The organism is Hymenobacter lutimineralis (genome assembly GCF_008271285.1).
Lineage (GTDB): Bacteria > Bacteroidota > Bacteroidia > Cytophagales > Hymenobacteraceae > Hymenobacter > Hymenobacter lutimineralis.
Genome location: NZ_VTHL01000016.1, coordinates 43,257 through 67,938, shown reverse-complemented (window position 1 = coordinate 67,938; position 24,682 = coordinate 43,257). Strand labels below are relative to the sequence as shown.

General features: G+C 58.7%; 24 protein-coding genes and 1 tRNA gene. 11 read left to right on the top strand and 14 right to left on the bottom strand.

The genetic code is table 11. The annotated features are described in order from the left end of the window. Positions 1–8 precede the first annotated feature (8 nt). The 11 genes from FY528_RS14795 to FY528_RS14745 all read right to left on the bottom strand — a co-directional run bounded on the left by FY528_RS14795 (position 9) and on the right by FY528_RS14745 (position 11,616). Entirely contained in the window at positions 9–857 is an 849-nt protein-coding gene (locus FY528_RS14795; RefSeq protein ID WP_149071809.1) for a 4-hydroxy-3-methylbut-2-enyl diphosphate reductase, read from the bottom strand. A 180-nt stretch (positions 858–1,037) separates the two neighbouring features. Then, positions 1,038–1,565: a hypothetical protein gene (locus FY528_RS14790; protein WP_168682729.1), complete on the bottom strand. Its 528-nt coding sequence runs from the start codon at positions 1,563–1,565 to the stop codon at positions 1,038–1,040. A gap of 19 nt (positions 1,566–1,584) precedes the next feature. Further along, on the bottom strand, positions 1,585–2,427 hold the full coding sequence (locus FY528_RS14785) for a phytoene/squalene synthase family protein (protein ID WP_149071807.1): 843 nt from the start codon (positions 2,425–2,427) through the stop codon (positions 1,585–1,587). 99 nt (positions 2,428–2,526) lie between these two features. After that, entirely contained in the window at positions 2,527–3,996 is a 1,470-nt protein-coding gene (gene crtID, locus FY528_RS14780; protein WP_149071806.1) for a bifunctional phytoene desaturase/3,4-desaturase, read from the bottom strand. Between the two features lie 226 nt (positions 3,997–4,222). Next, a complete protein-coding gene (locus FY528_RS14775; protein ID WP_149071805.1) occupies positions 4,223–4,738 on the bottom strand; it encodes a sigma-70 family RNA polymerase sigma factor in 516 nt (171 codons plus the stop codon). A gap of 253 nt (positions 4,739–4,991) precedes the next feature. Continuing rightward, positions 4,992–5,903, bottom strand: coding sequence for a MerR family transcriptional regulator (locus FY528_RS14770; protein ID WP_149071804.1), 912 nt, complete (start codon positions 5,901–5,903; stop codon positions 4,992–4,994). Then, on the bottom strand, positions 5,903–6,406 hold the full coding sequence (locus tag FY528_RS14765; protein WP_149071803.1) for a sterol desaturase family protein: 504 nt from the start codon (positions 6,404–6,406) through the stop codon (positions 5,903–5,905). The genes FY528_RS14770 and FY528_RS14765 overlap by 1 nt, the downstream gene beginning before the upstream one ends. A gap of 154 nt (positions 6,407–6,560) precedes the next feature. Then, on the bottom strand, positions 6,561–7,373 hold the full coding sequence (locus FY528_RS14760; RefSeq protein ID WP_149071802.1) for an enoyl-CoA hydratase/isomerase family protein: 813 nt from the start codon (positions 7,371–7,373) through the stop codon (positions 6,561–6,563). A 155-nt stretch (positions 7,374–7,528) separates the two neighbouring features. Further along, a complete protein-coding gene (locus FY528_RS14755) occupies positions 7,529–9,757 on the bottom strand; it encodes a ComEC/Rec2 family competence protein (RefSeq protein ID WP_149071801.1) in 2,229 nt (742 codons plus the stop codon). A gap of 157 nt (positions 9,758–9,914) precedes the next feature. Then, a complete protein-coding gene (locus FY528_RS14750) occupies positions 9,915–10,349 on the bottom strand; it encodes a GNAT family N-acetyltransferase (protein ID WP_149071800.1) in 435 nt (144 codons plus the stop codon). A gap of 160 nt (positions 10,350–10,509) precedes the next feature. Further along, on the bottom strand, positions 10,510–11,616 hold the full coding sequence (locus FY528_RS14745) for a PhoH family protein (RefSeq protein WP_262384012.1): 1,107 nt from the start codon (positions 11,614–11,616) through the stop codon (positions 10,510–10,512). Positions 11,617–11,745: 129 nt separating this feature from the next. Here FY528_RS14745 and FY528_RS14740 point away from each other — a divergent pair, with 129 nt between their 5' ends. From FY528_RS14740 to FY528_RS14690, 11 genes are all read left to right on the top strand, one after another. Then, positions 11,746–12,516 (top strand): SAM hydrolase/SAM-dependent halogenase family protein, encoded by a 771-nt coding sequence (locus tag FY528_RS14740; RefSeq protein ID WP_149071799.1) that lies wholly within the window; start codon positions 11,746–11,748, stop codon positions 12,514–12,516. A gap of 80 nt (positions 12,517–12,596) precedes the next feature. Then, complete coding sequence (locus FY528_RS14735) at positions 12,597–12,896, top strand: putative quinol monooxygenase (protein ID WP_149071798.1); 300 nt, start codon at positions 12,597–12,599, stop codon at positions 12,894–12,896. Between the two features lie 53 nt (positions 12,897–12,949). Next, positions 12,950–13,480 carry an iron-sulfur cluster co-chaperone HscB C-terminal domain-containing protein gene (locus tag FY528_RS14730; RefSeq protein WP_149071797.1) on the top strand — a complete coding sequence of 177 codons (531 nt, stop codon included), beginning with the start codon at positions 12,950–12,952 and terminating at the stop codon, positions 13,478–13,480. 24 nt (positions 13,481–13,504) lie between these two features. Continuing rightward, a tRNA-Leu gene (locus tag FY528_RS14725) sits at positions 13,505–13,586 on the top strand. 745 nt (positions 13,587–14,331) lie between these two features. Further along, the gene (locus FY528_RS14720) at positions 14,332–14,685 is read left to right on the top strand and encodes an S-adenosylmethionine decarboxylase family protein (protein WP_149071796.1); all 354 of its coding nucleotides are present in this window, start codon (positions 14,332–14,334) and stop codon (positions 14,683–14,685) included. Then, on the top strand, positions 14,682–16,013 hold the full coding sequence (locus tag FY528_RS14715) for a DUF4178 domain-containing protein (RefSeq protein ID WP_149071795.1): 1,332 nt from the start codon (positions 14,682–14,684) through the stop codon (positions 16,011–16,013). Before FY528_RS14720 ends, FY528_RS14715 begins: the two co-directional genes overlap by 4 nt. A gap of 20 nt (positions 16,014–16,033) precedes the next feature. Beyond that, positions 16,034–16,216 carry a hypothetical protein gene (locus FY528_RS14710; protein WP_149071794.1) on the top strand — a complete coding sequence of 61 codons (183 nt, stop codon included), beginning with the start codon at positions 16,034–16,036 and terminating at the stop codon, positions 16,214–16,216. Between the two features lie 17 nt (positions 16,217–16,233). Further along, positions 16,234–16,449 carry a DUF350 domain-containing protein gene (locus FY528_RS14705; RefSeq protein ID WP_149071793.1) on the top strand — a complete coding sequence of 72 codons (216 nt, stop codon included), beginning with the start codon at positions 16,234–16,236 and terminating at the stop codon, positions 16,447–16,449. Next, positions 16,442–18,031, top strand: coding sequence for a polyamine aminopropyltransferase (locus FY528_RS14700; RefSeq protein ID WP_149071792.1), 1,590 nt, complete (start codon positions 16,442–16,444; stop codon positions 18,029–18,031). The genes FY528_RS14705 and FY528_RS14700 overlap by 8 nt, the downstream gene beginning before the upstream one ends. 77 nt (positions 18,032–18,108) lie before the next feature. Next, entirely contained in the window at positions 18,109–19,779 is a 1,671-nt protein-coding gene (locus FY528_RS14695; RefSeq protein WP_149071791.1) for an FAD-dependent oxidoreductase, read from the top strand. Then, positions 19,776–20,849 (top strand): hypothetical protein, encoded by a 1,074-nt coding sequence (locus tag FY528_RS14690; RefSeq protein WP_149071790.1) that lies wholly within the window; start codon positions 19,776–19,778, stop codon positions 20,847–20,849. The genes FY528_RS14695 and FY528_RS14690 overlap by 4 nt, the downstream gene beginning before the upstream one ends. Before the next feature lie 202 nt (positions 20,850–21,051). Here FY528_RS14690 and FY528_RS14685 read toward each other — a convergent pair whose 3' ends face one another. From FY528_RS14685 to FY528_RS14675, 3 genes are all read right to left on the bottom strand, one after another. Then, positions 21,052–21,969 carry a DUF6929 family protein gene (locus FY528_RS14685; RefSeq protein ID WP_149071789.1) on the bottom strand — a complete coding sequence of 306 codons (918 nt, stop codon included), beginning with the start codon at positions 21,967–21,969 and terminating at the stop codon, positions 21,052–21,054. An 85-nt stretch (positions 21,970–22,054) separates the two neighbouring features. Next, complete coding sequence (locus tag FY528_RS14680; protein WP_149071788.1) at positions 22,055–24,073, bottom strand: RICIN domain-containing protein; 2,019 nt, start codon at positions 24,071–24,073, stop codon at positions 22,055–22,057. A gap of 139 nt (positions 24,074–24,212) precedes the next feature. Then, on the bottom strand, positions 24,213–24,431 hold the full coding sequence (locus FY528_RS14675; protein WP_149071787.1) for a hypothetical protein: 219 nt from the start codon (positions 24,429–24,431) through the stop codon (positions 24,213–24,215). Positions 24,432–24,682 lie beyond the last annotated feature (251 nt).

Here is a 24,682-nt window from a genome sequence, read left to right as displayed (position 1 = left end):
AAAGCGGGCTAAAGGGCCAGCAGGGCATCCCGCACCTGCTCCATCAGCCACATGGGCGTGCTGGTAGCCCCGCAAATACCCACCGACTGCCCCGGCCGGAACCACTCAGCGCGCAGCTCATCGGTTTTGGAAATGAAGTGAGTTGCCGGGTTGGTGTCCTTGCACACCTGAAACAGAACTTTCCCGTTGGAGCTTTTCGTGCCGGAAACAAACACAATCTGGTCAAACTGAGCCGCGAAGCGCCGCAGGTCTTTGTCGCGGTTGCTTACCTGCCGGCAAATGGTGTCGTTGGCATTTACCTGGTAACCACGCTGCTCCAGCTCGTTTTTGATGCGGTAGAAGGAATCGGTGCTTTTGGTAGTCTGGCTGTACAGGGTGAGGTTGCTGGGCAGCTCGTGGCCGAGCAATTCGTCCAGGTTTTCAAACACGACGGCCTCGCCCCCGGTCTGCCCCAACAGGCCGCGCACTTCGGCATGACCGTGCTTTCCGTAGATGTAAATCCGGTCCTTACGGTCGAAACTGGTTTTGATGCGGTTCTGTAGCTTGAGCACCACCGGGCAGGAAGCGTCAATCAGCGTCAGGTTGTTTTCCAGGGCCATCTGGTAGGTGCTGGGCGGCTCCCCGTGCGCCCGAATCAGCACCGCCTCGTCGCGCAGGGCGGCCAGCTCCTCATAGTTGATGATGCGCAGCCCGCGCTGCTCCAGGCGCTCCACTTCCTCATCGTTGTGCACGATGTCGCCCAGGCAATACAAGTACCCTTGCTCATCCAGCAGGTCTTCGGCCATTTGAATGGCATAGATGACGCCAAAGCAAAAGCCGGAGTTGGGGTCGATACGGACGCTCAGGTGGTACGGCATAGCTGACAGAGGAACTGTCTGTACGAACAGGGAAATAGACCTGGTTTGCTTAAGATAGGAATTTTTCGTCGGCTTCTTTCCGGGCAGCAGCTCGACAATAGGTCCTTTCCTATGCTAACAACACCGCCAGCGAATAGTTGGGCCGTTTTCAGATAATTTCACGAACTCCCCGCCGAGCACTTACAAGCGAGCTAGTTTTTCGGCCTCGGGACCTGAGACGTGCCCCCGGTCGACGAGGAAGTTGCGTACCAGCCCAAAGGACTCCGCATCAAGGCCAGAGTTAGGGTGCTTTAGAAGCGTACTCACCAGAAAGGCGCGGTCTTCGTCCACGTGCTGGCTCAGGCCCAGAAAGCCGGGCAGGTTGCTTTCCACGCTCAGCCGCAGAAACCGGATTTCGGCATTGTCACGGTCCAGCTTTACGGCCTGCTCAAACTGCTTGCTGGCGTTCTGCACGTAGGTCAGCTTGTTGAACATCGACGCATCCCGGGCCCGAATGGCTTCCGCGGCTGCTTTGTAGGCCAGTACCACGGCATCCTGCTGGGTATAGGAGGCCATGAGCTTGTGAAATTTCTCGCCGGCTTCTTTGCTGGCCGCCGCCTGCTGGTAATGGCGGCGTAGCTGGGCTACGTCGTAAGGGTTGGCTTCGAGGGACACGGGGGTGGAAAAAGTGAGGAGCAGGATGAGAAAAAGAAAGCGGGGAAATGTCACCGGCAGACAAGGTTCGTGGCTAGATAGCCCGGAGGCGGTAGCGAAAATACGAACCCAGCAGCAACAATAGCTTGGTATTGTCCGGCACCCGCACCCGCTCGCCCAAAATACTGGCCGAGGAAAGCTGGCGAATTTTGTGAAAAAGCTTTAAATAATACACATAAGCGAGGTACACGCCCAGTCGGGCGGCCCGCGGCAGCTGCACGATGCCCGCGTAGCCAGCCTCAAAATCGGCGCGGATATCGGCCTCAATCGTGCGCTTTACTTCGTCCGTGAACCGCTCGTATTGTACCCCGGGAAAATACACGCGGCCCCGCTCCTCGTAGTCGGAACGAATGTCGCGCAGGAAATTCACTTTCTGGAAAGCTGAGCCCAGCCGCCGGGCCGGCTCGCGCAGCCGCTCAAACAGCGCCGCATCTCCTTCGCAGAAAATGCGCAGGCACATCAACCCCACCACTTCGGCCGAGCCATAGATGTATTGCTCGTAGAGGGACTGATTGTAGCTCCGGTCGTCGAGGTCCATTTCCATGCTGAACAGGAAGGCCTCGATAAATTCCCGGTCGATGCCGTAACGCCGCACCACGTCCTGGAAAGCGTGCAGCACCGGGTTCAGACTAAGGCCGATTTCCAGCGCCTCGTAGGTCTGACGCCGGAAGTCGGCAAAGAGCGCGGCTTTATCGTGCCCGTGGAAGGTGTCCACGATTTCGTCGGCCCAGCGCACGAAGCCATACACAGAGTAGACGGCCAGGTGAAACCGGGAGTCCAGGGTCCGAATTCCCAGCGTGAAGGAGGTGCTGTAGCGCTGGGTGATGAGCTTGCTACAGGCGCGGCTGGTTTCCGTAAAGAGCGCAATGTGGTCCATCTTCTTGAATTAATAAGGAAGAATTAGCCATGAAGAATGGACTCGTGTCGCCACAAGTCGCTTCGGCTTTACCAATTCTTAATTCTTAATTATCCATTACTAATTCTCCTTTTGCACTTCCCGGGCTACTACCTGGCCGGAGATGAGCGACGGCGGCACGCCGGGGCCCGGCACCGTCAGCTGACCCGTAAAATACAGATTACTGACCTTCTTACTCTTGAGAGAAGGTTTGAGAATGGCCGTTTGGCGCAGGGTATTTGCCAAACCGTAGGCATTGCCCTTGTAGCTGTTGTAGTCCTGCCCAAACTCCTGGTGCGCGTAGCTGCGCTTGTAGACTACCGCATCCCGGATGCTGGTGCCGCAGTGGCTTTCCAGGCGGTCCATCAGCAGGTGGTAGTACCGCTCCCGCGTTTCCTCGGGGTCGTCCAGGTCGGGGGCTACCGGTACCAGCAGGAAGAGGTTTTCGCAGCCTTCAGGCGCCACGCTGGGGTCGGTTTGGGAAGGAGCGCAGGCGTAGAACAGCGGGCGGCTGGGCCACTGCGGCTCCTCGTAAATCTCATGGGCGTGCAGGCTGAAGTCCTCGTCAAAGAACAGATTATGGTGGCGCAGCTTGGGCAGGCGCTTGTTTACACCCAGGTAAAACAAGAGCGAGGAGGGCGCCATGGTGCGCTTCTGCCAGTAGTTTTCGTCGTAGGTGCGCCACTCCGGAGCCAGCAGCTGCTGCTCGGCGTGGTGGTAGTCGGCGCCAGCCACCACTACATCGGCCGCCCGAAACCCCTTGGTGGTTTGCACGCCCGTGGCGCGGCCTTTCTCCACCACAATCTGCGTGATAGGCGTGTTATACTCCAGGCGCACACCACGCTCCTGGGCCAGTTGGGCCATGCCTTCCACAATCTTGTGCATGCCGCCCATCGGATACCAGGTCCCCAGGGCCAGGTCGGCGTAGTTCATCAGGGAATAGAGCGCGGGGGTATTCTCCGAAGTAGCGCCCAGGAAAAGAATGGGAAACTCGACGAGCTCCAGCAGCCGGGGGTCTTTGAAGAACTTGCGCACGTGCTTGTGCATGCTCTGCAGCAAGTCCAGGCGCACGGCATCTACCAACAAGCGGGGGTCAGCAAATTCCAGCAGCGAGCGTCCGGGCATGTGCACGAATTTGTTGATGCCGGCCTCGTACTTGTAGGCTGCCTGGCGCAGAAACTCATCCAGCTGCACAGCGCTGCCCGGCTCAAACCGCTCAAACAACGCCCGGAGCTCCGTCATCCGGGCCGGAATATCTACCGCCTCCGGGCCTTTGAAAATCACCTGGTACGAGGGGTCCAGCCGCACCAGGTCGTAATAGTCGGCTACGCTTTTGCCAAAACGGGCGAAGTACTGTTCAAATACATCCGGCATCCAGTACCAGCTCGGGCCCATATCGAAGGTGTAGCCGGCAGCCCGGAACACCCGGGCCCGCCCGCCCGGGCCTTCATTTTTTTCCAGAACCGTAACCTGGTACCCCTGCTGGGCCAGCGAAGTGGCCGCGGACAGCCCCGCAAAGCCAGCTCCGATAACAATGACGTGTTTACTCACAAAAGCAGTGAAAAGAGAAATCAGGCAATAATACCGCGTGGACCAAAGCACGAAGATGCACGTTCAAGCCGAACCGTTGGGCAAGTACGTCAGGAAAAAGGTGGGGCCGGCAGCGGCTGACCAGGGAGCCGGCCGGAAACAAACCGGGCCGCGAGCAACGAAGCTTGCGCTTCCGTCACCCGCGGCCCGTGATACGCCCGGGGCGGTTGTACTCTCTCCCTATTCCCTACACGCCGGGGGCGTATACCTTTAATACGTCTTTCAGCTCTTTTCGGGCAATGTGAATCCGATTTTTTACGGTCCCGATCGGAATTTGCAGCTTCTCGGCTATTTCCAGGTACTTGTAGCCGATGTAGTACATCATAAAAGGCGTGCGATAATCGGCCGACAGACCGGCAATGGCCTCGTTGATGTCGGTGACCACAAAGTCGCTGGTAGCGCCGTTGTGGGTGATGTAGCTTTCATCCGTGTTGAAGTACTGGAAGTACTCCGTGCTGTCGATGTTGCTGTTGCGCTTCGTTATCTTATTGTAGTTGTTGATAAACGTGTTGCGCATGATGGTGTACAGCCATGCCTTCAGGTTGGTGCCCGCTTTGAACTTGTCCTTGTTCAGCAGTGCCTTCAGCAAGGTTTCCTGGACCAGATCCTTAGCATCGTCAGCGTCGCGAGTCAGGTTCATCGCCACGGGCTTTAGCGAGTAAGAAATCTTCTGTACTTGATTGGTGAATTCCAAAGAGGTCATACTGTTTAGCTTTTCGTGGCAAAAAGTTAAACAAATATACGAGAGGAATTGAAACTCGCATGGTTGTACAAAAGAAAATTTTCCACAACCGAGTATTAGAGCATTTTAATGCCGCCTAATTCTGTAACCACTTGATTTATAGGGACAATTTTGAGCGTATAAAATTCCGCTCCCGGCTTGGCAGCCGGCAGAAATCTGCTTCGGAAGTAAATGAGGCGGCAGAACCTGGTGTTGCAAAGCGCCCGAAAGCGGGCTAAGCCACGGAGGCAGCCTCCGGACAGGTGCACAAACTGCTGGCCAACGCCAGGAAATCCGTCATCAGGCGCACCCGCACCGTATTGGCAGGCAGCCGCAGCCCCTCCTGCTGGGCTAGTGGACCGTAGAGGTACACCATCACGCCCGGACACAGGTGATGCACTTGTTCTACAAACGCCTGCACCCGGTCACGCTCGGGCATGGCCGTCATCACGGTACACACGGCATGCGGCTGGTAGGTTTCGCACACCGGCCCGAGCTCCGTGGTAGGCAGGTTCTGGCCCAGGTACAGCACGTGCTGTTTACGGGCCCGCAATACATAGCTCATAAATAGCAGAGCCAGCTCATGCATTTCTCCCTCCGGCAGGAAAAGCACCCACCGCCGGGCCTCTTGGGGCTGCACAGGGGGCAGCGCATCAATGCCGGCCATCATCTTCTGGCGCAACAGGTTAGTTACCAAGTGCTCCTGGGCAGGGTTGACGGAGCCGGCCTGCCACATTACACCAATGCGCTGCAGGAACGGATAGGCTACCCGCATAATGGCTTCCTCGAAGCCCAGCTCCTGGATGGCCGTGTCGAGAAGGCAGCATAGGCGGCGCTCATCCATAGCCAGCATGGCTGCCAACAGCGAGTTTACCTGTTGGAAGTAGTCGTGCGCGTCGTCGCAGCAGGAAATTACGGCCCGGCTAAGTTCCTCCGGGGCCAGCTGAGCAATACGCGAGATGCGTTGGCCGCGCGCGCAGAGTGTTGCTACGTTCAGTAGGCGCCGCAGGTCTTCGTCGCAGTACGTGCGTATGTTGGTAGCCGTGCGTACCGGCTGTAAGATACCGTAGCGCTGCTCCCACATGCGGATGGTATGCGCCTTAATGCCGGAAAGCTGCTCCAGGTCGCTGATCGAAAACCGTCCCACTAGGCTTGCTTTTGCTGCTTGGTACTCGTCACTCGGCGCTCAGGAGCCGGCCGCCGCCACGCCAGAGTGTAGTACTTTGGTGATACCCATAGCATCCCAAACTCCTCCGACCCGTCGCGGCCGGTAGTCTTATGGTGCATTTTGTGCGCCATGTTCAGGGCCCGCAGGTAGGCATTGCGCGACTTGCGCCAGAAGCGCAGGCGACCATGAATCAGCACATCATGCACGAAGAAATAGACCGACCCGTAGAGCGCAATACCGATGCCAACCCAGAAAGGCCAGTCTTTCGTAGCCGAACCCGCCAGAATGCACAGCATAGAAACCGTGCCGTAGAATAGAAAAAAGAAGTCGTTGCGCTCAAAGCGGTGCGGATGACGCACGTGGTGCGAGCGGTGCAAAAACCACAACGGGCCGTGCAGCACAAATTTGTGCATGCCCCAGGCCACGCCTTCCATTGCTAAAAAGGTAGCCGCGGTAACGGCTACGGCTGCCAGAATTGTCATGAGTTGGTAACCAGCCAGAGGTTAAAAAGTTATGAAAATGGCGCCACTCAGCTCGACAAAACGCTCCTTTGGTAGGGCAAGTTAGAAAAATACCGGCCCGACTCCACTCCTACGAAGTGAAATCGGGCCGGTACCTGGGGCAGGTCTGGGGCGGTTACTGGTCCCAGCTGATTTTTTCTTTGTTCAAAAAGGCGGCTATACCCCGGCGGCAGTCCACGGAACCGCGGGCCTCGGCATTCATCTGCGCCGCATAGCGCAGACCGTCTTCCAGGGCCATTTCGGGGAGACGGGCCAGCATTTCCTTGGTAGCCTCCATGCTCTGGCCGGAATTTTCGGTGCAGAGCCGGCGCGCAAAGGCGTATACCTGCTCGGCCAGCTCATCGCGCCCTACCACAAAATTTACCAGCCCATACTCGGCGGCTTTCTGGGCGCCGATGATTTCACCCGTCAGCAGCAGCTGCTTGGTGCAGGCCTCCCCGATTTTACGCAGCAGGAATACGCTGACAATAGCCGGCAGGAATCCGATTTTCACCTCCGTGTAGCCAAACTTGGCTTCGGGCACGGTGAAGGCGAAGTCGCAGATAGCCGCCAGGCCGCAGCCGCCCGCCAAGGCGTGCCCCTGCACTTCCCCTATCACCACCTTTTTGAGGGTATAGATCTGGTGGAAGAGCTGCATGAGGTGGGTGCTGTCGGCCAGGTTATCGGTGTAGCCAAAGCCCTGCAACTCCTGAATATAACTCAGATCGGCGCCGGCGCAGAAAGCAGCCCCGTTGGCGCGTAGCACCACTACTTTGCAGTGCTCGTCTTCTTCGGCGGCTGTAAAAGCGAGCTTCAGCTCAGTTACCATTTCCGCACTCAGGGCATTGCGCTTTTCGGGGCGGTTGAGGGTGATGTAGCCGATGGCGTCCCGGCATTCGTACTGGATGAAGCGCAGGGCCTCCAGCTCTTGAGTAGGCAGATTGTCCATGGTCGTTGTTACTGGCGTGCAAGTAAGGGGAAGCGACGCAGAAGCCGGGTGCAGGCACCACAGCCAAATCAAACGTAACAAAAATGATGCTATGTCTGAATACCCCGCTGGCGCTTTGTACGCTAGTTTTCGGTTAAGAGGTTTGAGAAGCCGCTCTACCGCCGGGGCGCCACGATGAACGCCCCGCGCATCGTGACGTCATACGTACGGAAACCAGCCGCCCGCAGGATTGAGTCCTGCCGCGCTACGTACCAGGCTTTACAGGAAGAGTCGAACACGACGGGCGCAGCCGTACCAAAAGCCGCCGCCAGCTGCTCGGGCCACACCCGCGCGTTGCGCCGCAAAATAATGATATCTGCCCGGCTAGGCTGGCGGGCCGCCGCTAGTCTACCGTCGATGAGCAGAACGCGCAGGCCGTGCCACACCAGCAAAGTCGACTGTCCCAGGCGCCGGGCGGGAACAGGAGCCTGGGGCCAGCCCTGGAAGTACAGCACCCGTCGTGCTTCCCGCTGAATACTGCCGGGCACAATGCGGTAGGTGCGTTCCGTCTCGGAGAGAGGCAGCGAATCGGCCATGACGATGTCCCCAGCGGGACCCTGCCAGAAACCCAGCACCGAGCGGCGCGGAATGCTGTATACCACCAGCTTTCGGTCGTCGGCCAGCTGGCGGGCAGCCCACACTTTGCTGCCGGCCAGTACGCCGGCCAGGGCGCACACTACCCCCAGCCAAGTCAGGTGCCGGACCTCGAAGAAAATCAGCAGGGCCATGATGCTGGCAAACAGCAGCCAGGTTTGCGACGCCGACAGGTGAATTTCCTTGAGCAGGGCCCCGGGCATGGCCTGCCCCACCCAGAAGATGTACTCGTTGAAGAACCAGATCATCCACTCAAACACGAAGCCTATTGCTTGCGGCAGCCAGTTCAACCACGCCCCCGCCGCTGGCAACGCTAGGGCCACAACGGCTACCAAGCCCTTCACAACCAGCAAAGCCAGCCCCACATACACGGCCGCGCTGGAAATAGGCACCGCAATCAGGTTGGAGGCCAGAAAGCTCAGGGGGAACTGGTGAAAGTAGTGCAGGCTCAATGGCAACGTAGCTACCTGCGCCGCGAGTGAGAGGGCCGTAGCCTGCCACACCACGTCCCCGAACCAGCTGCTGGCTTTCCAGAATTTTTGCACGGCCTTTGGCTGCCAGGGGCGTTGCTGGTCCAGGAAGAACTCTCTTACCCTCAGCCTGGCCACAATGCGCGGCTGCAGGTACACAATGCTGAGCACGGCCAGGAAGGACAGCTGAAACCCAACATCTACTAACAGGAACGGGTTGTAGCACAGCAGCGCAAAGGCGGCCAAGGCCAGGGTGTTGAAGATGTTGCTCTGCCTGCCGGAAGCCCGCCCCACAATAATGAACGTAAACATCACCGCTGCCCGCAGCACCGAAGCCGAGAGGCCCGTCAACAGGGCATAGCTCCAGATAACGGCTAAACCCAGCCCCGCGGTACCAAACCGAAACAGCGGGCCGCGGCGCCCGGGCAACAAGCTCAGCAGCCAGGTAACGGCCGCAAACAACAGCCCCACCTGCAGCCCCGATACCGCCATAATGTGGGTAGTACCGGTATTAGCATAGGCCTGCCGGGTTTCCTGGTCTACGTCGTCTTTGATACCCAGCACCAGCGCCGAGGCCAGCGCGTATTCCCGCTTGGCGTGCACATACTGCCGAAATACGCCATCCAGAACCCGGGCAGCGCGCATTCCCAGCGCCGTCCATTGGCTGGGCACATCCACCCCGAGCTTCAGGTATTGATCGGGGTGAATGAACTGCTGATGATAGACCTGATGATACTGCAGGTAGCGGCGGTAGTCAAACTCGCCGGGGTTAAGCGGAGCCTTGCTGGGCGCAGGCGCCCCGCGCACCAGCCATACATCACCGTATTGGGGCACCGTACTACCTGAGTCCCGGGGAATGGACACGCGAATACTGCCAACGGCCGCTTGCCACTTCCCGGCTACGCGCACCGCCGAAACCCGCACGGTGGAGGCGTATGTGGCCGGGCGGATTACGGTATAATCATCAACCACCGCGCGGTAAAATTCGATGCGGTTGCCGAATCGTAGCAAATGATTTGGGGCCCGGCTTTCGGTGGCTTGCTGCGTGAGGGCCAAGCCAACCAGATAGACCACTCCCAGCGCCAACAAGCCCAGCCCATCGAGTAGGGCGGGTGAAGCCTTGCGGCCCGCCCACAGCTGCAAACCAGCATATAGGATACTCAGCCCGATAACCAGGCCGGTAAGCGGGGGTAGGCTGGTCCCGTAATACAAATAGGTAAGAATGCCAGCCGCCAGTGCCAGCGTCAGGCGCACAAAGGCGTATGGGGCCCATTGTATCATATTGTTCAAAGATTATGCTGTAACCATAGCTAACTATCTGAGGAATAATCTGTAGAAAAATACCGAGCAAGTCAAGTCACAGCGCGCCAAGCCCAGGGAAACAAAAAGCCCCGGACAGCTTTGCCCGGGGCTTTTTATTCAAGTTTCTGTACCGGCTTTACGGGCGCTGCCACCGCATCTTATAGTGCTCAATGTCGCACTCCGTAAACTGGGGGCCGTCCTTCACAAAGCCATGCCGCTCGTAGAAGCGCACGGCTGGCAGCTGCGCGTGCAGATACACGGTAGCATTCGGGTAAGCGGCGGCTACATCCTGGAGCACTTGGGTTACCAGAGCTGCTCCGGCGGCCTGGCTTCGGTAGGGGGCCAGCACGGCGAAGCGCTCCAGCTTCACGCCCTGGTTGGTGGGCCTCCAGCGCGCTGCCCCGCAAGGAGTGCCATCATCGGCCCTGGCCAGGTAGTGAATGGCGTCGGTATGGTCGTGTTCATCGTTTTCGGCTTCGCGCGGGACCTGTTGTTCGTCCACGAAAACGGCCGTGCGAATAGCAAAAGCCTCCTGGAGTTCGGCAGGCGAAGTGATGCGGTAAGCTTGCATGGGAAACTAAGGAGTACTGAATAAAGGAAGAATTTGACGAATACTTCGCTAGCTGGCGGCAAATACCCGCAGCTAAGGGGCCGCAAGTATATCGGTAGCAAAAACAACTGCCCGCGAAAGCAGGCAGTTGTTTTTGTTCGTCAGCGTGTGCTGGACCAGACTAAGCTTGCTCGTGGTTGATGGGCAGTTGCTGCATGCCATCGTCTTCCCGGCGAGCATCGGGGTGTTTGGCTGGGTCGGTAGGTTGAGCCGGGCCGCCCGGCCGCCGATACGGGATATGCTCGCGGGGCGGCCGGTTGGCCTGCTCTTTCTGCTGCTCCGTATCAAACCGGTCGTAGGCCTGCACAATCTGCTTTACCAGGCGGTGACGCACCACGTCTTCCGAATTCATTTCTACGAACCCGATGCCGTTCACCCCGCGCAGAATATCCAAGGCCTGGTTTAGCCCGGATTTTTGCTTGGTGGGCAGGTCAATCTGGCTACGGTCACCGTTCACCATCACCTTCGCCGAGGGGCCCATCCGCGTCAAAAACATCTTGAGCTGCGAAGGGGTGGTATTCTGAGCCTCGTCGAGCAGTACAAAAGCATTGTTGAGCGTGCGGCCGCGCATGTAGGCCAGCGGGGCTATTTCAATGGTCTTGTTCTCGAGGTAGAACTTAAACTTCTCGGGGGGCAGCATATCCTCCAGTGCGTCGTAGATCGGGCGTAGGTAGGGGTCCACCTTTTCCTTCATGTCGCCGGGCAAAAAACCGAGGCTTTCACCGGCTTCCACCACGGGGCGGGAAATGATAATTTTTTTGACCTCCTTGTTTTTGAGCGCCCGCACCGCCAAGGCCACGGAAATGTACGTTTTGCCCGTGCCGGCCGGCCCCAGCGCAAATACCAGGTCGTTTTTCATGACAGCATCCACCAGGCGCTGCTGATTGGCCGTCCGGGCTTTGATGACGCCGCCCTTGGCCCCAAACAGAATAACATCAGGCGAGGCCGCCAGGCGCGCCTCTTCCCGCTCCTCGTCGGAAGCGCCAATGTATTGGTTCACGGTCTTGTCGGTTACCTGCCCGTACTCATGGTAGTGCTCAATCAGGGCCGACAAAATATCGTTGATGCGCTGGATGACGGCCGTCTGGCCCTGGATTTTGATTTCATTGCCCCGCGAGATAATCTTACTCCCGGGGAAAGCAGCCGCCAACTGCCGAATGTTCTGGTTATCAGCCCCCAGGAAATCAACCAGGGACACGTTTTCGAGCGTGATGATTTTCTCGACCAAATCAGGGTGTTTTTAGCAGTGTATAAAAAAAGAAGAAGCCCGGCAGAATGCGTTGGTTCGCGTCAAAACGCCTACTTTTGCCGCCTTCACCAGGGTAAACAATAGTACGAAGAACGCAGCATTTTAGGCATGGGGCTGATTACGTTTCTGTCAGATTTCGGCTACCGCGACCATTATGTGGCGGCGGTGAAAGCGCGGATTCTGCAACTGGCCCCACAACAAGCGGTGTTTGATATTACCCATGCTGTTGAACCCTTCAACATCGCGCACGCCGTTCACGTTCTCGGGGCAGTATATAATGATTTTCCGGCCGGTTCGGTTCATCTTATCGGCGTCAGCGACTGGGGCCGTGGCTCGGGCGGCTGGCGAGCTGCCCGCTACCAGGGGCATTATTTCGTCGTGGCCGACAACGGCTTGCTGCCATTGCTTACCGATGGGCAGGCCGATGAGTTGGTAGAGCTTTCTTCGCTGGGCCCCACGGCTTCGCCCACGCGCGATGTGCTGGCACCAGCCGCGGTGCACCTGGCCCGGGGAGGCAACCTCGCTGATTTGGGCCGCCCGGCGGCTACGCAGTATCAGCTGCTCAACCGGCAGCTACGGCTGCAGGACCACCGCATTACGGGTCACGTGATTCACGTGGACCACTACGGTAATTTGATTACGGATATCACGCGCACTGCAATTGAAGCCGTAGGTCATGGCCGCTCGTGCACCGTTCACTTCGGCCGGGAAACGGTGCGCGACATCCTGCCCCATTTCCAGGCGTCGGACCCGGGCGAGGCCGTCTGTATTTTCAATAGCCAGGACCGACTGTGCATTGGCATCAACCAAGGCAATGCCGCCGAATTATTGGGCCTCAACTTCGACTCCCAAGTTGATGTGCGCTTTCCACTCCTTTAGTATAAATGCCTAAAAGTCAATCTGTTAATTATATTTATTTATTATGTTAACCAAACTACTCTTCGAATTAAGCTGCTGAAATGTTGATTCGTATTGTTCGCATGACATTTAGGCCTGAGCATGTGGCCGATTTTCTTGTTCTCTTTCGGGAGCATGAACAGTTGATTCGCGCTCAACCAGGCTGTCGGCACTTAGCGCTTTGGCAAGATGCCGATATTCCGCACGTATTCTGCACCTACAGTCACTGGGAAACGCCAGCTGCGCTGGAGAACTACCGCCACTCTGCGTTGTTTGGGCGAGTATGGCCTGCTACAAAGCGCCTGTTTTCGGCTCCGGCCCAGGCTTTTTCCGTAAATGAGGTAACTCCCAATGGTTACTAGTCTCTACAACCACAACTTATGCTGTCAGCCCACTGCTGCCTTCTCCTCTGCCCATGAACTATTTTGACTTTTATAAGCTACCCGAATCATTTCTCCCCGATACAGCGGCTTTAAAGCGGCAGTATTACGCTTACAGCCGGGAATACCACCCCGATTTCCACGCGAATGCTCCGGCTGAACACCAGGCCGAGATTCTCCGGCTAGCCACCCTTAACACTGATGCCTACCGTACCCTTTCTGACCCTGACTCACGCATGGCATATATCCTGCAAAGTCATGGGTTGCTGGAAGAGGGAAAGCAGGACCTTCCGTCCGATTTCCTCATGGAAATGATGGAGTTGAACGAGCAGCTGATGGAGCTGGAATTTGCGCCAGATGGCGCAACTCTGCGTCGTGTTGAAGCGGAAGTAAACACCCTTACTGAAGTCTTGGACGCTGGCATTGAGCCGGTACTTGCTGGCTATGAAACGCTTCCGGTTGATAAACAGCCGCAAGCCCTCAAGCAGGTTCGCACCTATTATCTTAAAAAGCGCTATTTGTTGCGCATTCGCGAAAGTCTGGCTAAGTTTGCACCCCGTTCCTGAGCTACCGACAGGCACGGATTTAACGCCCGGATGGCGGAACCGGTAGACGCGTCGGTCTCAAACACCGATATCGAAAGATGTGCCGGTTCGACTCCGGCTCCGGGTACAATAAAGAAGCTCTTGGTTTACGCTAAGAGCTTTTTTATTGTACCTTGGATCTAGGAAACTAAATAAAGTCGAGGTGGACCAAGTTCTTGCGTGTGCAGGTCTCATTTCACTAAGCTTGGGCCAGCAGTTACAGTCCTGTTATGGCAACACAGTTCATTGATAAACTGATTATTACGGTATAATTTACAATTCTAACCGAGCCTTTGTAACCCAGCACAGGGTTGACCTGCGTGACGATGTTTTTTCTCTGCGCTGGGCATTAGCCGTGCTACCTGCTATGCAATTTTCGCGCAGGGTACGGCAGGCATTGGTCACATAGGAGCCACTCGTGAACAGCGCAAAGCTGACGATCGGGTCCATATCATTCAGTTGCAGTTGTCCGTATTCGGCGGCTATGGCTGCCGGCAAATCCGCCCCGATTGTATATAACAGCTGAAATTTTCTATAATCTGCTGCATCTGGGTGCCGCAGTAAATACTTTCGAAAACAGCTCATTAGCCGAGAAAATCGTCTTCAATTCGGATGATTTTCCTAGGAAAACGGCTTGGGCAAATGCGTTGGGGCTGAAAGGTAACGGCCCAGGTGAAAATCCTTGTTTGAGGGTGCTGGCCGCCCGGCCGGACGCTGGATAGCTGAACAAATACACTCCCGGTCATTGCGTGGTTGGCCGGCATCAGTGTAATATTGTCGGGTGCCAGTCGGCTCATGCGGGCGGCCTCTCTATTGTAGCTGTGGTATCCTGAATGTCTGTTTATTCGCCGGGCCTGCACGTGCTGGCCACTTTTGCTGCCCCCGCCGGCGCGCTGACCAATGCGGCGGCCTGCCAGCGCTTCTTCGATGAGCAGATTGCCGCACTGGGCCTAACCAAGGTAGGTGAAGTGTACCACACGTTTCCCAATGGCTCGTTCACGGCCGTTATTGGCCTCACTGAGTCACACCTGAGCATTCATACCTGGCCAGAGCATGGGCAGGCCACCTTCGACGTGTTTCTATCTAACTACCGCCGCGACAATGCCGACCGGGCAAGGGAGTTGTATGCCGCCACGCTGGACTTTTTCGGCGGAGTCGAGCAAAGTAAAACCGAAGTGCGCCGATGAGCCATGTACCCGCTACCTCCGCTGCCCCAGCCCATGTGCCCTGCCCGAAATGCCACCACCAAGTGCCGTACTTCGACCAGGAGAACAGCACCTTTTTTGTATGCCCTGCTTGCCACGCCTATTTCAAAGCGGAGGACGACAACGCGCCGGTAAGCCTGGGCAAATTTGAGGGTAATCAGAAGCCAGTGCTCCCGTTAGGGGCCGTGGGTACGCTGCGCGGGCAGCAGTACCGCGTGCTGGGCTGGATGCTGCGCAAGGAAAAGCAGGCTATCTACCAGTGGCACGAATACATGCTGCGCCACGAGGAAACCGGTATTCAAGCTCAACTGGCCATGTACGAGGGCCATTGGATGCTGGTGGGCCCTGCCGGCCGTGATTACAAAGTTTCTGGACGAGCCACCAGCCGCGGGGCCCAAATCCTCGATGAGGATACCAGCTACGACATCTACAACTCTTACTCGCCGGTTACGCTCTATGCAGAAGGTGAGTTTGACTGGGAAATCCATGAGGCCAGTAAGCTCACCGTCACCGAATACATTGCACCGCCCCACATGCTGGTGCGCGAGAAGCAGGGCCACCAGGCCGCGCACTGGTACAGAGCCCTGCACATAGAGCCCTCGGAAGTAGCCGAAGGTTTTCAGGTGCCCAACCAACGCATGCCCTTCCGCACGGGGGTGGGCGCCATCCAGCCGGCGCCGGCTCAGAATTCGTGGCCGGCGCTGCGTTCATTCAGCCTGAACATGGCACTGCTGGTGATTATTACGCAGTTGGCGCTACTATTCATCAAACCCGAAAAACAGGTACTGCTTCAGGACTTCTCTACCGGCCGCGAAACTGTGCCGACCGGCGCCAACGCGGAGGCAGTGGCCGCGGGCAGCAACCGGGTGCTGGTTTCGAAGGCGTTTGAGATAGAGGGGCCGGCGGCACTGCAGTTTGCGCTAACATCGTCGCTGGCCAACCAGTGGCTGGAGGTGCCCGTGACGCTGGTGAACGAGCGCACCGGCCAGCGCTACGAATTCACGAAAAGCCTGGAGTATTACTCGGGCGTGGAAGACGGCGAAAGCTGGAGTGAAGGCTCGCAGGACCAGGATGCCACGCTGGCAAACATTCCAACGGGCAGGTATCATCTTACGCTTTACCCCGTCTCCGAAAACGGCCAGGACCTGCCCCTGCATCTCGGCGTCAGCCAGCACACGCCGCTGCAGTCGAATGCGGTGGTACTGCTGCTGCTGCTGGCGGTGTACCCCGTCATTCAGTACCTGCGTCGCCACTCGCACGAGCATAACCGCTGGGCCAACAGCAACTACGGTCCTCAAGACGAATCTTAGCCCTCAAACAGCACCGCTGCATGAATTATCTGCGCTCCTTACTTTCCATCCGCTATTACGTGCTGGTGGCGCTCTTGGCCTACGGCGTGTTTGTGTGGGCTGGCCTCCAAGGCAGGCGCCTGCTCGGCGACGACAACGAAAATCCGGAAGGTGCCCGCACGTCTACGGCACGGAGCGGCCACGCCCGCTTCTATCATAAATAGTGAATTTCCCCACTCGTATGGAATACCTCAACTTTAAGCTCATTGCTGCCTCCATCATCTACTCGGTGCTGGGCATCGTGATTCTGGTCGTGTCGTTCATTATCATCGAAAAGCTCACGCCCCGCATGCTCTGGAAGGAAATCGTGGAAGAGCACAACACCGCCCTGGCTATTGTGGCGGCCGCTTTCATGATTGCCGTGGCTCTGATTATCAGCTCCGCTATTCATGGCTAATGCCGCCGCCGAAGCTCCGGCGCCTGCTTCACCCGGCACACCGGAGCGGGCCAGGCGCGGCGCGGCGCGGCAGGAAGCCCAGTCGGTGCTGCTGCTGGGGTCGGTGTTTGTTATTGCCACCTGCGGGCTGATTTACGAGCTGATTGCGGGCACGCTGGCCTCCTATCTGCTCGGCGACTCGGTCACGCAGTTTTCCACGATCATCGGGGCCTACCTGTTCTCGATGGGGGTAGGATCGTGGTTGTCGCGCTACTTGGGCGGGCCGCTGCTGAAATGGTTTATCCGGCTCGAAATTCTGGTGGGCCTGGTTGGTGGCTTTTCGGCGCCGCTGCTGTTCGTGCTGTTCGAGTACGTGGCCTCTTTCCGCCTGATTCTGTATGCGCTGGTGGGCCTGACGGGCATCCTGGTGGGCCTGGAAATTCCGCTACTGATGCGGATTCTGGAAAACCGCTTCGAGTTCAAAGACCTGGTCTCCAAAGTCTTCACTGTCGATTACATTGGGGCGCTGCTGGCTTCCCTCATTTTCCCGCTGGTGCTGGTACCCCAGTTGGGCCTGATGCGGACGTCGCTCCTGTTTGGAACCCTGAACGTGGTAGTGGCTGCCGTGGCGCTGTACCGCTTTCCGGAAACCCGGCCCTACCGTCGGGCCTTCGCCAGCCTGATGGGCGCGGCGCTGCTGGCCCTGGCTGTTACGTTTGGCTACGCCGGCCGCATCCAGCGCTATACCGAAACGCTGGCTTTTCAGGACCAGGTGATTTATGCCAAAAGCACCATCTACCAGCGTATCGTACTCACCAAAAACCAGCGCGAGCTGCGCCTGTTCCTAAACGGCAACCTGCAGTTTAGCTCCCAGGATGAGTACCGCTACCACGAAGCCCTGGTCCACCCCGCCATGCAGGCCCTCCCGAATGCGCGCCGCGTGCTGGTGCTGGGCGGCGGCGACGGGCTGGCCGTGCGCGAGCTGCTGAAATACCCGCAGCTGCAGCAGATTCGGCTGGTAGACCTCGACGCGGGCATGACTGAGCTGTTCAAGCAAAACCAGCTGCTCACTTCCCTCAACCAACGCTCCTTTTTCAACCCGAAGGTGCAGGTTATCAACGGCGACGCCTACCAATGGGTACGCCAGGATACGACCCGCTACGACTGCCTGATTGTGGATTTCCCGGACCCGGCCAACTATTCTATTGGCAAGTTGTACTCAGCGGCATTTTACCAGGAGCTGCACCGGCTGCTAGCCCCGGGTGGCAAACTGGTAGTGCAGAGTACCTCGCCATACGTGGCGCGGCAGTCGTTTTGGTGTGTTGCGCATACGCTGCAGGCCGCTGGGTTCCACACCATTCCGTACCACTGCTACGTGCCGTCATTTGGCGAATGGGGCTTCGTGTTGGCCGGCGAAAACGGCCACTGGCGCCCCAATGCCGGGCCGCTGCCGCGCGACCTACGCTACGTCACGCCCGTCACCATCCGCCAGATGCTGGACTTTCCGCCCGATATGGCCGAAGTGTCCACCGATATCAACCAGCTCAATAATCAGGCCTTGGTGCGTTATTTTGAGGAAGACTGGGGCCCCTACGTGCACTGATCAGGCAAGCCCAGAAGTTCCTTTATACTTCGACTGTGCCCCGTCGTGGCAGCCTTTTCAGATTATCTTCTTATACGATGCCGCCCAAGCCCTTTCCCTCATCCAGCCCTACCAACCCTAGCCGCCGGGATTTCCTGGCGCGGACAGGCGCGGGGGTGGCGGGGATGCTGCTGGGGCCAGGTGTGCTGTTGGAAAGCTGCAGCCCGGCCGGCTCCGCCACCAGCCACATCCAGGGCGGCTTGCGGGGTGCCGACCATGCCGTGGGGCACTTGCTGCGGACGCCCGGCCGCTTGCCTGCTCCCAGCCAGGAGCTAAGCACTGACCTCCTGATTGTAGGCGGCGGCGTGGCCGGCTTAGCGGCCCGGCGCGAGCTAGCCCGGCACGGCCACGAGCCGCTACTACTGGAGCTGGAAGCCCGGACCGGTGGCAACGCAGCCAGCGGCCAGAATCAGGTTTCGGCTTACCCCTGGGGCGCTCATTACCTGCCCGTACCCGATGCACGCAACCACGACTTACTGAGTTTTCTTCGAGAATCGGGGGTGGTTACGGGCTTCGATGGTGCTTCCGGCCTACCCATCTACAATGAGTACCACCTTTGCCACGACCCCGAAGAACGGCTGCTGCTGAATGGCCACTGGCAACAGGGACTAGTACCGGAGGTGGGCGTCCCGGCCGCCGACCGGGCTCAGATTGCGCGTTTCTTCCAGCTTATTGGCGAGTTGAAGCAGGCCCGGGGCACCGACGGACGCGACGCCTTTGCCATTCCGCTCGACCACTCCTCCACCGATGCGCAGTTCCGCCGCCTCGACCAGCAAAGCTTTGCCGCCTACCTCGATCAGGAAGGCTTCACGTCGCCTTACCTGCGCTGGTACCTCGACTACAGCTGCCGGGACGACTACGGGGCCACGGCGGCGCAGGTGTCGGCGTGGGCAGGGCTGCACTACTTCGCCGCCCGCAAAGGTCGCGCCCACAATGCCACCGCCGCCGATGTGCTAGCGTGGCCGGAAGGCAATGGTTTTTTGGTTGAACAGCTCCGCCAGCAGGGCCAGGGCACTATTTTATCGCGCATCGTGGCCTGCCAGCTGCAGGAAACGCCGACAGGGGTAGAAGTGCTGGCCTACAATGCAGCAGCTCAGCGCACCGTGCGCATTCGGGCACGGCAGGTACTGCTGGCCGTTCCACAGTTTGTGGCGCAACGCTTACTGGCCGGCGTACAGGGCGCCGTGCACCCCGCACAGCCACTGCATCATGCGCCATGGTTGGTAGCCAACCTCACCGTTACTGGATTGCCGCAGGGCCCCGGCCAGCCATTGAGCTGGGACAATGTAGGCTATGGGGGAGCTTCGGTGGGCTATGTGAATGCTAATCATCAGCACCTCAGCCTTTCCGCCGACGGGCCCAAGGTAATTACGGTATACTGGCCTCTTTCCGACGCGCCGCCTGATGTGGCGCGCCGCCAAGCCTACCAGACCACCTACGCCGAGTGGCTGCCCCGCGTTCTGGCCGAGCTGGAGCACCTGCACCCTGGCGCTACTCCTTACGTGCAGCGCGTGGAAGTCTGGGTATGGGGTCACGGCATGGTTGCGCCTATTCCGGGTTTCCTGTGGGGCCCCGAACGGGCTGCTCTCGCTCAGCCTTTGCGGCAACGCATTTTCTTTGCTCACTCCGATTACAGTGGCATGTCTATCTTCGAGGAAGCCTTCTACCAAGGGCTACGCGCCACCCGCGAAATGCTAGCTGCCGTATGAAATCAGCCCTCCTGACACCTAAAGCCCCAGCTGCCAGCCGCCAGCCCTGGATTCGGTCGGCGGCGTTTGATGGGCTCTGGATTCTGGGGCCGCCGTTTCTGGCATTGCTGGCCGTGGTGCTCGTGCCGCCCGTTTTTCGCACGTCTGCCCAGATGCCTGTGTGGGCCTGGGTAATCCTGGTAGTGTTTATTGACGTGGCCCACGTTTACAGCACCCTGTTTCGCACCTACTTCGACCCGGTACGGCGGCGGCGCTTCCGTACGCTGCTCTGGTTGGTGCCACTGACCTGCTACGCAACAGGCGTGGCACTGCATTGGGTGGCGGGGTTGTGGTTTTGGCGGGTGCTGGCATACGCGGCCGTTTTCCATTTCGTACGGCAGCAGTACGGATTCCTGCGCCTCTATTCCCGCCACGAAACCACTTCACTCTTCAGCCGCCGCCTCGATACGGTGCTGGTGTATGCGGCCACGCTTTACCCGTTGCTTTGGTGGCATCTGTCGCCCCCCCGTAACTTCAACTGGTTTGTGACCAGCGACTTTGTGCAGTACGACTGGCCAGCGGCGCGCGGGCTACTGACCGCGCTGTATGTCGCGTTGCTGGTAGCGTATCTGGTGAAGGAAATCCGCCGGTGGCACCACACCCGGCAATTCAACCGGCCGCGCAATCTGCTGCTATTGGGTACGGCGGCTTCGTGGTACGTCGGTATCGTGCTCTTTAACGGCGACCTGGCTTTCACCCTGCTCAATGTGGTGGCACACGGCATTCCGTACCTGGCGCTTATCTGGGCTACCAGCCAGCCAGCCTCCCACACGCCTGCCAGGGCCCAAAGCTGGTGGCAGCGCCGCTACGGTATAGCCCTAGCGCTGGGACTATTGTTTGGGCTGGCTTACCTGGAAGAAGGCATCTGGGACGGCTTGGTGTGGCGCGAGCATGCGGGAGCGTTCGGCCTTTTTCAGCAGCTGCCCCCCGTGTCCGATTCGTTGGCCCTCAGCCTGCTGGTGCCCTTATTGGCGCTGCCACAAGCTACCCACTATGTGCTGGACGGCTTTATCTGGCGGCGTAACTCCTGAAGCATCCAAACAACGGCAAGTTCTTTAAATTCAAACAGATAAACCTTCAGCCATAAGGTTTTGTGTTTAACGCGGCGCCAGGCTACATCAGCTAAGGGCCCTGAAACTGCGGCAGCCAGAGCTTCGACAACGACGCCATACTCGGGTGAGTAGATGGTGCGGTAGTGCCCGTAGCCGCTCACCCCTTGTGGCGGCGCTCTGCCTACAGCTGTATTTCTACCAGCACCGCCGTAGAGCCCCCGGCATCATCATCCGTTACTAGTACCAGTTCGTACCGATTCTCACCAATCCGACGACGTACGGCCACACTTTCCACTTTGCCCCGGTAGGGTATGCCATCAGGCAACTGTAGTTTTGCCAAGACCAGCGGCAGAGGGTCCGCACTTCTGTTCGTCAGGTCGAGGATGCCTACAAACGAGCCTAAAACAGCTCCGTCGAGAACGGCATCCTGGGTATCTTCCACCGAGGCCGTTATAAATAATCGGTTTGCGAACCAAGTGCCGCCTGAGAAACCCGCAGGTTTTCCGTCAATAGAAGGAAGCAAGTAGTGCTGCCGTTGGATGTCGGGTAACTGAGTGGCGCGGTGCTGTAAATAGTCCAGGGTAGCGGCCAGCGGCATCCGAAACAGCAGATTACCCGCGGCTGAGCCAACGGTCCGCTGGAACAACAGCAACTCAGTAGCGCTAGCGGCGGCGGCTTCTAAGTTCAGGCTGATGCCCGTTGGAAGTTCCCGGCGTAGGGCCGCATATAAACCACTTAACGAGAGTGGATAAACGCTGGCGGTTGCCCCCGATGCTCCCGGTAACGGCACCCAGAACCCCTGCTCACGGGCTACCGTAGCTCCCGAGCCCAGCACGAGAAGCCCTGCTTCCCCCGCCGGGGTGGTCAGCGCCGTGAGGCATTCCAGGTCCAACTTTATTTCCTTGGGGATGCGCCCGGTGCTGAAGTGCGCCGTTTCAAACAGGGTAAGCCTTGCACCGGCCGTCAGCGAAGCGGAGGCGAGTTGGTAGAGAAAAGGGGAATCGTCGCCGATGACGTAGGCAACGTCGCCAATTATTTCAACCCCCGAGGCGGAAGGCAAGTCGGGCAACGAAATTTCCTGAAGAATGGTAGCACGCATCAGTCGTAGAAAAGAGGGACTTAAGCAGGAAAAGGCTGTATAGCCCGACACAATAGGCAGTCGGGCTAAGGCTATACGTTGTCTGCTATTTCACAATCGTGAATTCTACGCGCCGGTTCAGGCGCCGGGTTTCTTCCCGCTCGTTGCTGGCCCGTGGCTTGGAGCCCCCGTAGCCGATGGTGCTGATCCGGTTTTCGGCCACGCCCCGCCGCACCAAATAGCGCTTCACTTCCTGCACCCGCTCCTCGGAGAGCTTCACGTTCAGGGCGGCATTGCCTACATTATCCGTGTGACCTTCCAGCCGGATATTCACCGTAGGGTTATCCAGCAGCGTCCCGGCCAAGCGGTTCAGTTCCGTAAAGGAGGCGGGCAGCATCGTGTATTTCCCTTGGGCAAAAATGAGGGTAGGCAACTCTAACCTAGAGCCTACGCTGGCGGGCATTACCAGAAAGTCGCGGGTTTGGTTGGTGGTCAGGGTAAGCGTATCGGTAGCCGTTAGAAAGCCGCCGGCGGTGGCGGCTACCCGGTAGCGCCCGGCGGGCACCAACAGCTGAAACGTGCCACCGTTGGCTTCACTGCGGGCCTGCACCAGCACGGCCGTGGGGCCATCCAGCCGCTCGGCTCTGATGGCGGCGGTAATGGGCTTGCGGGTTTTGGCATCCAATACGCGGCCGGTAAGCGTAGCACGCGCCAATTCCGGGGCGGGCGGCGCTACGGAAGTACTGTCGGGCGGGGGCACCACCCCAACTTGCGTGCGGACGATGTCGGCCGGCCCGTTGGGGGTGCGAGCCTTGGCGAAATACGCCTGCTTGCCATCAGGCGTCAACAGGAAATAGGCCTCGAAGCCGGGGCCGTTGATGCCAGGGCCCAGGTTTTGGGGCGCACTCCAAGCTGTCCAGGAGTCATCGAGGCGGTGACTCACGAAAATATCTGAGCTGCCGTAGCCGGCATGGCCATACGAGGCGAAATACAGTGTGCGGCCATCGGGCGTGAGCCAGGGTGCAAACTCGAAGCCGGGCGAGTTGATAACGTTGCCCAGGTTGCGGGGCTCCCCCCAGGTTCCATTGCCGGCGGGCAGGCTCACGTATAGGTCGTTGGCCCCGTAGGCATCGGGGCGCTCCAGGGAAAGCAGCAGCACTTTCTCATCGGCCGGGGCGAAAAAGGTGGTGGAGGTGCCGTTGGAGTAGTAGTTGCTGATTTCGAGGGGCTCGGGCTTGAGCGCCTGCTTGCCCGCCAGCGGGGCGCGCGACACGCCGTCGTCGCGGAAGCTGCCGTCCCGCTCGTAGCGCCCCCGCACCAGCACGGCTTTGCCGCTTTCCACAAGGGCCATTACGCCGTTGTTTTGCGGAGTATTCAGCACATCCAGCCTTTGCGCCAGCCCCCAGGTTTCGCCCCCATCGGTGGAGCGGCTTACCCATATATCGGCCGATTCGGTGTTGCCCTCGGTATTGCCGGCAAAACGGTTGCGGGCGAAATACAGGGTCAGGCCGTCCGGGGTGAGCACCGGCTGCAGCTCATTGCCTGCGCTGTTCACGCCTGCGCCCAATGCCTGAGGCGCGCCCAACGCGGGTTGGTCCGTGGCTACGGTCAGCTTCAGCGGAAACAGCCACCACTGCTGGCTGGCGCGGCCCAGGGCCCGCTGGCCCACCACTGGAGTGGCGTTGGCTTTATCGGCGGCGGCCAGCGCCAGGCTGAAGTCGTTACCGCGGCACACCAGCTGAAACGAGCCTGCGGGCCCGGCCGCCACTATGCGCCATTGCTGGTATAAGCTCCCCGACCAAGGCTGCTGCACGACGGCGGCGTTATCTCCAGGGCCCTCTAGCGTCAGGGCTTTGCCGCTGTGCCGGGCTTCTATGCGGTAGTAGCTGCTGTTGGCCGTAACGGGCGTAAAGCGCCACTGCTGACTTTGCGCCTGGGTAAATTCCCACTGAACACCCCGGCTGCCATTCTCGGGCGAGGCACTGGCAATATCCAGGGCCCGACCACTGCTACGCGATATTACCCCATACCAGACGTTGCTGGCCGGGCCTAAGGGTGCCGCCTGCGCCCACGCTGCGGTTACCGCGCTGAGCCAAACCAGCAGGCTGCCTATCAATCGAATCATGTGCACACAAACCTGATTATCGGCCCCAAGTTAGCCGATTTCCCTGCGCCGCGGTCAAACCTGGGGTTAAGCAAACGGGCCATTCCCTTCAAAGCGAAGCGTAATGGCCCGTTTGCCGCTGAGAATAAAAGGCGCCGGCTTACCCGGGAAGCGGGGTTTCGCCGCCCAGTTCCTGCATGTACTTAAAGCGTACAAACCGCTCATTCTCATAAATAGCGGCAAAGTGGCCTCCGGCCGTGGAGCTGCGGTGTACCGGGCCGGCGGCCGGTAGTTGGGTGCCAGAGCGGCGGGACGGGTGCTCGGCGGCCGACTTAGGTGCGGGTACCGAGGGAAAGGCGCCGGGTGTAAGCCCAGGCACATGGCAAAGGAAAGATAGAATTTTCGAGGCCATAACAGAGCAGAAATAGGTGTGGATGAGAGGCCGCTGCCGAATGCCCAGGGGCCGGCTGCTTTTGGAACAATGCTAATATAAATCAATATTTTTTTAATTCATCTAAGTATATATACCTCTTTTTGGCAGATAAATGCGGGAAAACTTCTGATGCCCAGGTGCCTACCAAAACTGCATAGGGCTTTCAGCTGCCACTCCCGAAGCAGAAAAAGCATACC

Bases quoted from the DNA above. Each gene is read 5' to 3' on its own strand.
- FY528_RS14760 (WP_149071802.1), bottom strand. From the start codon at position 7,373: ATGGACAATCTGCCTACTCAAGAGCTGGAGGCCCTGCGCTTCATCCAG.
- FY528_RS14690 (WP_149071790.1), top strand. From the start codon at position 19,776: ATGAAATCAGCCCTCCTGACACCTAAAGCCCCAGCTGCCAGCCGCCAG.
- FY528_RS14735 (WP_149071798.1), top strand. From the start codon at position 12,597: ATGTTGATTCGTATTGTTCGCATGACATTTAGGCCTGAGCATGTGGCC.
- FY528_RS14695 (WP_149071791.1), top strand. From the start codon at position 18,109: ATGCCGCCCAAGCCCTTTCCCTCATCCAGCCCTACCAACCCTAGCCGC.
- FY528_RS14740 (WP_149071799.1), top strand. From the start codon at position 11,746: ATGGGGCTGATTACGTTTCTGTCAGATTTCGGCTACCGCGACCATTAT.
- FY528_RS14720 (WP_149071796.1), top strand. From the start codon at position 14,332: ATGTCTGTTTATTCGCCGGGCCTGCACGTGCTGGCCACTTTTGCTGCC.
- FY528_RS14750 (WP_149071800.1), bottom strand. From the start codon at position 10,349: ATGCAAGCTTACCGCATCACTTCGCCTGCCGAACTCCAGGAGGCTTTT.
- FY528_RS14685 (WP_149071789.1), bottom strand. From the start codon at position 21,969: ATGCGTGCTACCATTCTTCAGGAAATTTCGTTGCCCGACTTGCCTTCC.
- FY528_RS14710 (WP_149071794.1), top strand. From the start codon at position 16,034: ATGAATTATCTGCGCTCCTTACTTTCCATCCGCTATTACGTGCTGGTG.
- FY528_RS14680 (WP_149071788.1), bottom strand. From the start codon at position 24,073: ATGATTCGATTGATAGGCAGCCTGCTGGTTTGGCTCAGCGCGGTAACC.
- FY528_RS14765 (WP_149071803.1), bottom strand. From the start codon at position 6,406: ATGACAATTCTGGCAGCCGTAGCCGTTACCGCGGCTACCTTTTTAGCA.
- FY528_RS14705 (WP_149071793.1), top strand. From the start codon at position 16,234: ATGGAATACCTCAACTTTAAGCTCATTGCTGCCTCCATCATCTACTCG.
- FY528_RS14715 (WP_149071795.1), top strand. From the start codon at position 14,682: ATGAGCCATGTACCCGCTACCTCCGCTGCCCCAGCCCATGTGCCCTGC.
- FY528_RS14700 (WP_149071792.1), top strand. From the start codon at position 16,442: ATGGCTAATGCCGCCGCCGAAGCTCCGGCGCCTGCTTCACCCGGCACA.
- FY528_RS14795 (WP_149071809.1), bottom strand. From the start codon at position 857: ATGCCGTACCACCTGAGCGTCCGTATCGACCCCAACTCCGGCTTTTGC.
- FY528_RS14755 (WP_149071801.1), bottom strand. From the start codon at position 9,757: ATGATACAATGGGCCCCATACGCCTTTGTGCGCCTGACGCTGGCACTG.
- FY528_RS14730 (WP_149071797.1), top strand. From the start codon at position 12,950: ATGAACTATTTTGACTTTTATAAGCTACCCGAATCATTTCTCCCCGAT.
- FY528_RS14785 (WP_149071807.1), bottom strand. From the start codon at position 2,427: ATGGACCACATTGCGCTCTTTACGGAAACCAGCCGCGCCTGTAGCAAG.
- FY528_RS14775 (WP_149071805.1), bottom strand. From the start codon at position 4,738: ATGACCTCTTTGGAATTCACCAATCAAGTACAGAAGATTTCTTACTCG.